Source organism: Oerskovia sp. NPDC057915 (genome assembly GCF_042887685.1).
Taxonomy (GTDB): Bacteria; Actinomycetota; Actinomycetes; order Actinomycetales; family Cellulomonadaceae; genus Oerskovia.
This window is the reverse complement of the sequence record NZ_JBHVOS010000009.1, coordinates 107,202-116,311: the sequence shown is the minus strand read 5'-3', so window position 1 is coordinate 116,311 and position 9,110 is coordinate 107,202. Positions and strand designations below refer to the sequence as shown.

General features: G+C 74.5%; 9 protein-coding genes. 1 reads left to right on the top strand and 8 read right to left on the bottom strand.

What is annotated here, in order from left to right:
* Positions 1-103: 103 nt before the first annotated feature.
* Positions 104-1,057, bottom strand: a complete 954-nt coding sequence (gene rpsB, locus ACFVQ3_RS08235; RefSeq protein ID WP_387637344.1) for a 30S ribosomal protein S2 — start codon at positions 1,055-1,057, stop codon at positions 104-106.
* 630 nt (positions 1,058-1,687) lie between these two features.
* On the opposite strand from rpsB, the gene ACFVQ3_RS08230 reads away from it, so the two are divergent.
* Positions 1,688-2,386 carry a murein hydrolase activator EnvC family protein gene (locus ACFVQ3_RS08230; RefSeq protein ID WP_387637342.1) on the top strand — a complete coding sequence of 233 codons (699 nt, stop codon included), beginning with the start codon at positions 1,688-1,690 and terminating at the stop codon, positions 2,384-2,386.
* A 375-nt stretch (positions 2,387-2,761) separates the two neighbouring features.
* Here ACFVQ3_RS08230 and ACFVQ3_RS08225 read toward each other — a convergent pair whose 3' ends face one another.
* From ACFVQ3_RS08225 to lepB, 7 genes are all read right to left on the bottom strand, one after another.
* Complete coding sequence (locus tag ACFVQ3_RS08225; RefSeq protein ID WP_387637339.1) at positions 2,762-3,841, bottom strand: tyrosine recombinase XerC; 1,080 nt, start codon at positions 3,839-3,841, stop codon at positions 2,762-2,764.
* A 17-nt stretch (positions 3,842-3,858) separates the two neighbouring features.
* The gene (gene dprA, locus ACFVQ3_RS08220) at positions 3,859-5,082 is read right to left on the bottom strand and encodes a DNA-processing protein DprA (protein WP_387637336.1); all 1,224 of its coding nucleotides are present in this window, start codon (positions 5,080-5,082) and stop codon (positions 3,859-3,861) included.
* The gene (locus ACFVQ3_RS08215) at positions 5,075-6,613 is read right to left on the bottom strand and encodes a YifB family Mg chelatase-like AAA ATPase (RefSeq protein ID WP_387637333.1); all 1,539 of its coding nucleotides are present in this window, start codon (positions 6,611-6,613) and stop codon (positions 5,075-5,077) included. Before ACFVQ3_RS08215 ends, dprA begins: the two co-directional genes overlap by 8 nt.
* The gene (locus ACFVQ3_RS08210) at positions 6,613-6,969 is read right to left on the bottom strand and encodes a YraN family protein (protein WP_387637330.1); all 357 of its coding nucleotides are present in this window, start codon (positions 6,967-6,969) and stop codon (positions 6,613-6,615) included. The genes ACFVQ3_RS08215 and ACFVQ3_RS08210 overlap by 1 nt, the downstream gene beginning before the upstream one ends.
* A gap of 174 nt (positions 6,970-7,143) precedes the next feature.
* On the bottom strand, positions 7,144-7,443 hold the full coding sequence (locus ACFVQ3_RS08205; protein WP_024840525.1) for a DUF2469 domain-containing protein: 300 nt from the start codon (positions 7,441-7,443) through the stop codon (positions 7,144-7,146).
* A 178-nt stretch (positions 7,444-7,621) separates the two neighbouring features.
* A complete protein-coding gene (locus ACFVQ3_RS08200) occupies positions 7,622-8,410 on the bottom strand; it encodes a ribonuclease HII (RefSeq protein ID WP_387637327.1) in 789 nt (262 codons plus the stop codon).
* Positions 8,407-9,108 carry a signal peptidase I gene (gene lepB / locus ACFVQ3_RS08195; RefSeq protein ID WP_387637402.1) on the bottom strand — a complete coding sequence of 234 codons (702 nt, stop codon included), beginning with the start codon at positions 9,106-9,108 and terminating at the stop codon, positions 8,407-8,409. The genes ACFVQ3_RS08200 and lepB overlap by 4 nt, the downstream gene beginning before the upstream one ends.
* Between the last annotated feature and the right edge of the window lie 2 nt (positions 9,109-9,110).

Here is a 9,110-nt window from a genome sequence, read left to right as displayed (position 1 = left end):
TGGTGTCATTAGGTGCGGGGGGTCGGGGGGCGCGCGGGTGTGCCGGTGGCGGGGGGGGGGGGGGGGGGGCGCGCCCCTCCGGAGAGGGGCGCGCACCACGGCGTCACTTGGACTCGTCAGCCTCTTCGGCGGCGGCCTCGACGGCAACCTCAGCCTCGACCTCGGCCTCGACGGCGACCTCGGCAGCAGCCTCGGCCACGACCTCGGCCTCGACGGCGACCTCGGCAGCAGCCTCGGCGACGACCTCGGCGGCGGCCGCGGTCTCCACGGCGGCCTCGGCCTCGGCACCGGCGAGGAGCTCGCGCTCCCACTCGGCGAGGGGCTCTGCCTCGGTGGCGGAGCCGGCCTCGGCGCCCGTGCGGCCCGAGTGGCGCTGGAGCAGGCCCTCGGCGGCGGCGTCGGCGATCACGCGGGTCAGCAGCGTGACGGCGCGGATCGCGTCGTCGTTGCCCGGGATCTTGTAGTCGACGACGTCGGGGTCGCAGTTGGTGTCGAGGATCGCGACGATCGGGATGTGCAGCTTGCGCGCCTCGTCGACGGCCAGGTGCTCCTTGTTGGTGTCCACGATCCACACGGCGGAGGGGACCTTCGCCATGTCGCGGATGCCGCCCAGGGTGCGGGTCAGCTTGTCCTTCTCGCGACGGAGGACGAGCAGCTCCTTCTTGGTGAGCCCGGAGCCTGCGACGTCGTCGAAGTCGATCTCCTCGAGCTCCTTCATGCGCTGCAGACGCTTGTGCACCGTGGTGAAGTTGGTGAGCATGCCACCGAGCCAGCGGTGGTTCACGTAGGGCATGCCGACACGAGCGGCCTGCTCGGCGACGGGCTCCTGCGCCTGCTTCTTCGTGCCGACGAAGAGGATCGTGCCACCGTGGGCGACGGTCTCCTTGACGAACTCGTACGCGCGGTCGATGTAGGACAGCGACTGCTGCAGGTCGACGATGTAGATGCCGTTGCGCTCCGTGAAGATGAAGCGCTTCATCTTCGGGTTCCAGCGGCGGGTCTGGTGCCCGAAGTGGACTCCGCTGTCGAGGAGCTGGCGCATGGTCACGACGGCCATGGCACTTCCTTTCAGGCGTGACGCGGGATCCTCCCGCTGCTCACGCTCATTCGTCCGACCGGTCGCAGTGCGTCCGGTCGGTGCATTCCGGTTGTCGGTGCCGGCCGGGATTGGCCCTGCACCCCTGGCGCCACACCACGGTCCGACGCCGGGCCCTGGCGAACGAGGGTCCGGACCGTTGTCGGGATGGCCCCTGACGGCGACCTGGAGAGGTCGGGAGTCGGGGACGTGACGCGCGAAGTCGACGGCGCGCAGCGGGGGGTTCGTGGTGTCCCGCCGGTGACCTCTGGGGTGACCGTCGGGAGTGCCGTGAGCCCGTCCGAGTGAACGTGCCGATCGCGGCGTTAAGTCTACCTGATCGCAGGCCGCGGCCGGACCCGTGCACAGGCCGGGCGGACGAGGTCTCCTCCACAGGCCCGGGAGGCGGCTGCTCGGGCTGCACCCGGTCTGCGCGAGGCTCGGTCTGTGCTCACGTCCCGCCGGTCCTCCCGCCCGTCCCCTCCCCCTGCCCGACGCCGTCGCGCAGGCCCGCTCCCCGGCTCACCGCGCGCGGCGCCCGGACGGGCAGGAGCGCGCACCGACGCGGGGGCAGGTGGGGGCGACAGTGCGGGGGCACGTGCGGGGGACGGCGTGGGGGACGCCGTGGGGGCAGGCGCGCGTGCGACCGGGCACGCCGAGGCAGGCGTGCGGCTCCACCGTGCGCGTGCGACCGGGCACGCCGAGGCAGGTGTGCGGCTCCACCGTGCGCGTGCGACCGGGCACGCCGAGGCAGGCGTGCGGCTCCGGGTGCCGGGCGCGGCGCTCGTGCTCGCCGTCCTGGTGGTCACCCTGCTCGCCGGACCCCCTGCCCGAGGCGCCGAGGACGGGGCGCCGGACGATGCGGGCTGGACGTCCCCCGTCCCCGGCGATCTCGTGGTGGTCCGCGGGTTCCTTCCCCCCGACCGGGACTGGCTGGCCGGGCACCGTGGGGTCGACCTCGAGGCGCAGCCCGGGAGCGCCGTCGTGGCACCCGAGGACGGAATGGTGACGTTCGCCGGGACCGTCGTCGACCGTGGGGTCCTGGTCGTCCTGCACGACGGCGGGCTGCGCAGCTCGCTGGAACCGGTCGACGGCTCGGTCGCCGTGGGGACGCGGGTCGGCCGCGGGCAGGTCGTGGGGACGGTCGAGGTCGGTGAGGTCGGCGGATCCGCGGGTACCGGTCCTGCGGGTGCCGGGCACTGCCTGCCCGCCTCGTGCCTGCACTGGGGCGTGCGCCGTGGCGACACGTACGTCGACCCCCTCGCCCTGCTCGGGCCACGCGAACCGATCGTGCTGCTGCCGCTGCGCTGAGCAGCGTCCCCGTCGCGGTGCCGGTCGCCGACGAGGGGCCGTGCCCGGTGGTGCGACACGCTCCGGGCGGCTGCGGCCGCCGCGCATCCGCGCCTCGCGCCCGCGCCTCGCGCCCGCAGGCCGCACCTCCCACCCGCGCCTCGCGCCCGCAGGCCGCACCATGCATCTCCCACCTGCGCCTCGCACCCGCAGACCGCATCTCCCTCCTACACCTAGCGCCCTGCGCCCCACGCCGCGGGGCGCGTCGTCCCGAAGGCCGGTCGGTGCCCGTCGCGCAGAGCCCGGTCGCCGCGAGATACGGCCAACGGGGGCACTCCGGCCGTGACGACCCCCGTTGGCCGCATCTCGGCGACCCGGGGCTCCCGCACCCAGGCCTCACGCCCGCGGGAAGGCCTGCTCGAACGAGGCTCTCAGACGGTCGGCGCTGACGTGCGTGTACCGCTGGGTCGTGGAGAGCGTGGCGTGGCCGAGCACCTCCTGGACGCTGCGCAGGTCGGAGCCACCCTGGAGCAGGTGGGTCGCCGCGCTGTGCCGCAGGTCGTGGGGCGCGACGTCGTCGACCCCGGCGAGGGCCGCAAGACGGTGCACCGTCTCGCGCGCCTGCCGCTGCCCCCAACGGTGGCCGCGGTCCCCGAGGAGCAGTGCGGGACCGGAGTCCGCGACGACGAGCGCGGGACGCCCCACGTCGAGCCAGCGTCGGAGCGCGCGCCCCGCGGGGACACCGAACGGCACGACGCGTTCCTTGTCGCCCTTGCCGACCACGCGCAGCGTCCGCTCGCCCAGGTCCACGTCGTCGACGTCGGTGCCGACGAGCTCGGCGACGCGCAGGCCCGAGGCGTAGAGCACCTCGACCGCGACCCACTCGCGCAGTCGCGCCGGGTCGCCGTCCGCCGCCGCGTCGCGTGCGGTCTCCATGAGGTGGGTGGCGGCGTCGACAGCGAGGACGGTCGGCAGGTGACGGGCGACCTTGGGGCTCGCGAGGCGCAGTGCCGGGTTGTGGGCCGTGCGCCCGGTGCTCGTCGTCCAGGCGAAGAAGGCGCGGGCGGCCGCTCCTCGCCGGGCCATCGTGGTGCGGGCGAGGTCACGAGCACCGAGGTCGGCGAGCCAGTCGCGCAGGACTGCGATGTCGACGTCGTCCAGGCCTCGCACTCCCGTCGCCACGGCGCGCGCGAGGAGCGACCGGACGTCGCCCGTGTAGGCACGCACCGTGTGGGTCGACAGTCCTCGCTGGACGTCGAGGTACAGCTCGAACTCCGCGACGGCCACGGCCAGCTCGACGGGAAGGCTCGACTCGTTCCGGGGCGAGGTGCCGGCCAGGTCGGACTCACCGGCGGCGCTCGTACCGGCGCCGGCACCGCTGCCGCTGCCGGCAGCGCTGCCGCTGCCGGCAGCGCTGCCGCTGCCGCTGCCGACTCCGGTGCCGGAACCTGTGCCGTGCCGCTCGGTGTCGCTCATGGTCCCAGTGTCGCCGCTCACCCCCTCCGTACGGTGGAACCCACGCCCCGCGAGGGCCGAGAAGCCCGTCGCCACCTGCCCCCGGACTGCTCGGCGAGACCCGCGAGCTCGAGGTGCCCGAGCCCCCCGAGCGTCTCGTCGAGCCCGAGCCCGGCCGCGCGGGCCACCGAGTCCACGGCTGCGTACGCACGCAGCGGCAGGGCGTCCCACAGGTGCTTGCCCAGCTCGTCGAGGTCGTCCTGGGGTGCGGCACGCCCGACCCGCGGGGTCGGCGTGTCTGCCCCGACCTGCCCGGCCAGCTCCGCGGCCTCGTCGGCGTCGGTCACGCACACGGCCTTCGCGTCGCGCAGGAGCTGGTGGCACCCGCCGGACGCCATCGAGGTCACTGGCCCGGGCACCGCCCCCACGGGACGCAGCAGCGCGCTCGCGTGCGTCGCCGTGCTCAGGGCTCCCGAGCGCCAGGCGGCCTCGACGACGACGGTCGCCCGGGAGAAGGCAGCGATGAGTCGGTTGCGCTGCAGGAAGCGGACCCTGCTCGGGACGGAGCCCGGCGGCACCTCGCTGACCAGGCTCCCCTCGTCCAGGACCGCGCGCAGGAGGTCGGTGTTGCCGGCAGGGTAGAGGCGGTCCACACCTCCCGCGAGGAACGCGACGGTGCGTCCGCGCGCTGCGATCGCGCCCCGGTGCGCGGCGGCGTCGATCCCGTACGCGCCGCCCGAGACGATCGTGAAGCGACGGTCGACCAGGCCCGAGGAGAGGTCTGCCGCGACGTGCCGCCCGTACTCGGTGCAGGCGCGAGCCCCCACGAGCGCGGTCGACCGCCGTGCGAGACCCGCGAGGTCGCTCTCGCCGCGGACCCACAGCGCGAGGGGCGCGGCATCGCCCAGGTCGTCGACCGCGGTCGGCCATCGCGGGTCGCCGGGCACCAGGAGCGCACCGCCGAGCTGGTCGAGGGCGCGGATCTCGCGACCGGGGTCGAGGGTCGCGAGCCGACCTCGCCACCGTTCCACGGCCCGCTGCACGCGGCCGACCGACGGCCGTCCCGCGTGCTGCTCGAGCAGTCGTGGCATCACGGGGCTCACGCTCGACGCGGCGTCGTAGAGCCAGGCCAGGGCGTCTCCGGCACCGAGGTGCGTGACGAGCGCGCCGGCGACCTGGTCCCCCGGTTCGGCGATCCGGCTCCACGCTGCGCGTGCGAGCACGGGGTCGCCGACGTCGAACGTCGGCCCCGCGTCAGCCATGGTGCCCTCGCGTCCGGAGGGCGAGCCCCTGCCCGACGTCGCCTGCGCTCGGCGCGGCACGACCGGCCAGGTCGGCCACGGTCCAGGCGAGCCGGAGCACCCGGTCGGCACCGCGCAACGAGAGAGTTCCGCGGTCGAGGGCCTTGTCGATCCCGGCGAGCAGCCCGGGGTCCGGCCCGAGCCGTTCGCGCAGCCAGGTGCCGGGCACCTCGGCGTTGGTGCCCCACGGGGTCCCCGCGAGCCGGGTCCTGGCGGCCGCACGAGCTGCCGCGACACGCGCCGCGACGGTCGCGCTCGACTCCACGTCGTCCCCTCCCGCCCGGTCGACGCGCGACACCGGGCGCACCTCGACCTGGACGTCGACGCGGTCGAGCAGCGGTCCCGACAACCGGGCGAAGTACCGTCGCCGGACGAGCGGGCTGCAGGAGCACTCGAGCCCCTTGCCGATCCCGAGGCCGCACGGGCAGGGGTTGGCGGCCAGCACGAGCTGGAAGCGGGCCGGGTAGCGCGCGGACCCGGCGGCGCGGTGGATGACGAGCTCGCCGTGCTCGAGCGGCTGGCGCAGGGTCTGCAGGACCCGCGAACCGAACTCGGGAGCCTCGTCGAGGAAGAGCACGCCCCGGTGGGCTCGTGACGCTGCCCCGGGCCGTGGCAGTCCGCTGCCACCGCCGACGATCGACGCCGGGGTCGCGGTGTGGTGCGGGTCCTCGTAGGGCGGGCGACGGATCAGCCCCTGCCCCGGGTCGAAGACCCCCGCGACCGAGTGCACGGCCGTGACCTCGACCGCCTCGGACTCGTCGAGGTCCGGCAGGATGCTGGTGATCCGAGACGCGAGCATTGTCTTGCCCGCCCCGGGCGGCCCGACGAGGAGCAGGTGATGACCGCCTGCGGCCGCCACCTCGAGCGCACGACGCGCCTGCTCCTGTCCCAGGACGTCGCGCAGGTCCCCCGCGGACCGCCGGGGCCCGGCGGTCCGGGCCGGGCGCGCCGCGGAGGTCGGCGTCACGATCCCCGGCACCTCGGCGCCGTACAGGGCGGCGATCTCGGCCAGGCTCGCGACGCCGACGACCCGCGCTCCGGGGACGAGCCGGGCCTCGTCCGCGTCCTGCACAGGCACGACGACGTCGCGCAACCCGGCGGCGACGGCGGCGGCGACCGCGGGGAGCACCCCGCGCACGGGCTGGAGCCGACCGTCCAGCCCGAGCTCGCCGATGTGCACGACGCGCTCGGGGTCCGAGACGGAGATCCTGCGGGCCCCGGCGAGCATCGCGACCGCGATCGCGAGGTCGAAGCCCGATCCCGCCTCGGGCAACGAGGCCGGGGACAGGTTGACCGTGATCTTGCGCTGGGGCCACTCGATGCCCGACGAGGCGATCGCGGCGCGGACGCGGTCCTTCGACTCCGAGAGCGCTGCGTCGGGGAGGCCGACGAGGGTGAACCCCGGGACCGAGGCGGCCAGGTGGGCCTGCACCTCGACCAGGTGCCCTGAGAGACCGACGAGCGAGACCGCGAACGTCGTCCCGAGCGACATCAGCTCACCCCGACGATGTGCTCGACCTGCGCGGCCCCGGCCGCGGGCAGGACCACGGCCACGACGTCGATCCGTATCGACGCCGGGCGGACCGGGTGCGTCGCGACCCACTCCCCGGTCAGGCGACGCAGCCGAGCCAGCTTGTCGGGGGTCACGGCCTCGGCGGGGTGACCGAAGCCCGTCCCTCGCCGGGTCTTGACCTCGACCGCGACCAGCACGTCACCGTCGCGGGCGACCAGGTCGAGCTCGCCCCGGGTGCCCCGCCAGTTGCGGTCCAGGACCACCCACCCGGCCTCGACCAGGTACGTCGCAGCGACCTTCTCCCCGTACCGCCCGACAGCGTCCTTCGCTCTCATGTCCCACCTCCGGCTCACACCCTGGCCCGGTCAGGGCGGCGGCGGGAGCGCGCAGGGTCCGGTTGTGGACAGGCGCTCACCGTCGGGTCCTGTGCACGGCTCGCCATGGCGGAAGCACGACAGTCCTGCGACCCGGCCGGAGCGAGGGACGCAGGACTGCTGCTGGAGCGAGGGCTAGAGCTGGAGCTCGGCCTTGGCCAGCTCCTCGACGTTGACGTCCTTGAACGTCACCACGCGCACCGACTTCACGAAGCGCGCGGAACGGTACACGTCCCACACCCAGGCGTCGGCGAGCCGCAGCTCGAAGTACACCTCGCCTGCGGCCGACCTGACCTGGAGGTCCACCTGGTTCGCCAGGTAGAAACGTCGCTCTGTCTCGACCACGTAGGAGAACAGGCCCACCACATCGCGATACTCGCGGTAGAGGGCCAGTTCCATCTCGGTCTCATAGTTCTCGAGGTCTTCGGCGCTCACTGCACCATCATGGACCATCCAGTGCCACAACTCCGGATCGCCGGCCCCGTCGCGCGCCGCGCCCGGTCCCGCCGCACCCGCTCCCGACCCGCCCCGCCGCTCTCCGCGGCACGGCACGCCGCGCGCCGCGCCCGGCCCCGCCGCCCTCCGCGGCGGTCCCCACCGCGGAGGGCGGCGCTCAGGCCTCGTCGCGCTCGGGGAGCCGCCAGCTCCGCCGGTGCTGCGGCGTCGGGCCGTGTGCCTTGAGGGCGTCCACGTGCACTGCCGCGCCGTACCCCTTGTTGCCGTCCCACCCGTAGGCGGGGTACTGACGGGCGAGGCCCGTCATGAGGCCGTCGCGCTCGCACTTCGCCAGGACGCTCGCGGCCGCGACCGACGCGCACTGGAGGTCGGCCTTGACGAGCGTGCGCACGGCCGGGTCGGGCAGGGCGAGGTCGTCCTCGGGGTCGAGGTCGAACGCCTCGAAGAGGTCCGCGCTCGGGCGGGTCAGCCAGTCGTGCTTGCCGTCGAGCAGGACCGCGTCGACCGGGCCGAGAGTACGTCGCACCTGTGCGAGCGCGCGGCGCCCCGCGAGCCGCAGCGCCACGACGATGCCGTGCGCGTCGATCTCCGCGGGCCCGGCGTGGCCCACGGCCCAGGCGAGCCCCCAGTCGCGGACCGCGGGCAGCATGGCCTCGCGGGCCGCGGGCGTGAGCATCTTGGAGTCGGTCAGCCCCTTCGGGAACGCACCCGTGCTCAGGTCGACCACGACGACGCCCACGCTCACCGGACCGGCCAGGGCTCCTCGTCCCACCTCGTCCATGCCCGCGACGAACCGCGCGCCCGAGTCGAGGATCGCGCGCTCGTGGCGCAGCGTCGGCGGCTTGGGCCCGGTCGACCGCTTCGCAGGAGCCTTGCGCGGCGCGCGGCGGGCCGCGACGGTCTGCGGTTCGCCCGCGACGAGCGGAGCGCCGAGGTCGGTCGTCATGGTTCCGGCACCTCGGCGAACACGTCGCCCGGGTTGCGCATCAGGGTGAGGTCGCTGAGCGGCCAGACCTTGACGAAGGCCGTCCCGACGACGTTGCTGATGGGCACGAACCCCCCGCCGGGCTTGCCCGTGTTGTACCGCGAGTCGGCCGAGTGCTGACGGTTGTCACCCATGACGAACAGCATGCCCTCCGGGACGACCACGTCGAAAGGGTCCTGGCTCGGGACGGAGCCCGGCTTGATGTAGGTCTCGTCGATGGGCTGCCCGTTGACGCTCACGCGCGCCTGTGCGTCGCAGCACACGACCCGGTCGCCCGGCGTCCCGACGACGCGCTTGATGAGGTGTTCCCCGGTGTCCTGCGGGAGCAGCCCGACGAACGTCATCGCCGACGTCACGGCGTTGCCGACCGCGCCCCGGTCCGGCGCGACGTACGGAGGCAGCCAGCCCCCAGGGTCCTTGAAGACGACCACGTCGCCGCGGTGCACGTCGAACGCGTCGGGGACGAGACGCGAGACCATGACCCGGTCCCCCTCGACGAGGGTGTCCTCCATCGAGGCGCTGGGGATGAAGAACGCCTGCACCAGGAAGGTCTTGATCAGCCAGGAGAGCACCAGTGCGCTGAGCAGGATGATGACGGTCTCGCGCATCAGCGAGCCGCGCCGGGGCGCCGGCCGCGTGCGGGACGAGCCCGGTTCCATCT

What these genes read in the sequence shown, in the direction of transcription:
- rpsB (WP_387637344.1), bottom strand. Translation starts at nt 1,057, where the DNA reads ATGGCCGTCGTGACCATGCGCCAGCTCCTCGACAGCGGAGTCCACTTC.
- ACFVQ3_RS08225 (WP_387637339.1), bottom strand. Translation starts at nt 3,841, where the DNA reads ATGAGCGACACCGAGCGGCACGGCACAGGTTCCGGCACCGGAGTCGGC.
- dprA (WP_387637336.1), bottom strand. Translation starts at nt 5,082, where the DNA reads ATGGCTGACGCGGGGCCGACGTTCGACGTCGGCGACCCCGTGCTCGCA.
- ACFVQ3_RS08215 (WP_387637333.1), bottom strand. Translation starts at nt 6,613, where the DNA reads ATGTCGCTCGGGACGACGTTCGCGGTCTCGCTCGTCGGTCTCTCAGGG.
- ACFVQ3_RS08210 (WP_387637330.1), bottom strand. Translation starts at nt 6,969, where the DNA reads ATGAGAGCGAAGGACGCTGTCGGGCGGTACGGGGAGAAGGTCGCTGCG.
- ACFVQ3_RS08200 (WP_387637327.1), bottom strand. Translation starts at nt 8,410, where the DNA reads ATGACGACCGACCTCGGCGCTCCGCTCGTCGCGGGCGAACCGCAGACC.
- lepB (WP_387637402.1), bottom strand. Translation starts at nt 9,108, where the DNA reads ATGGAACCGGGCTCGTCCCGCACGCGGCCGGCGCCCCGGCGCGGCTCG.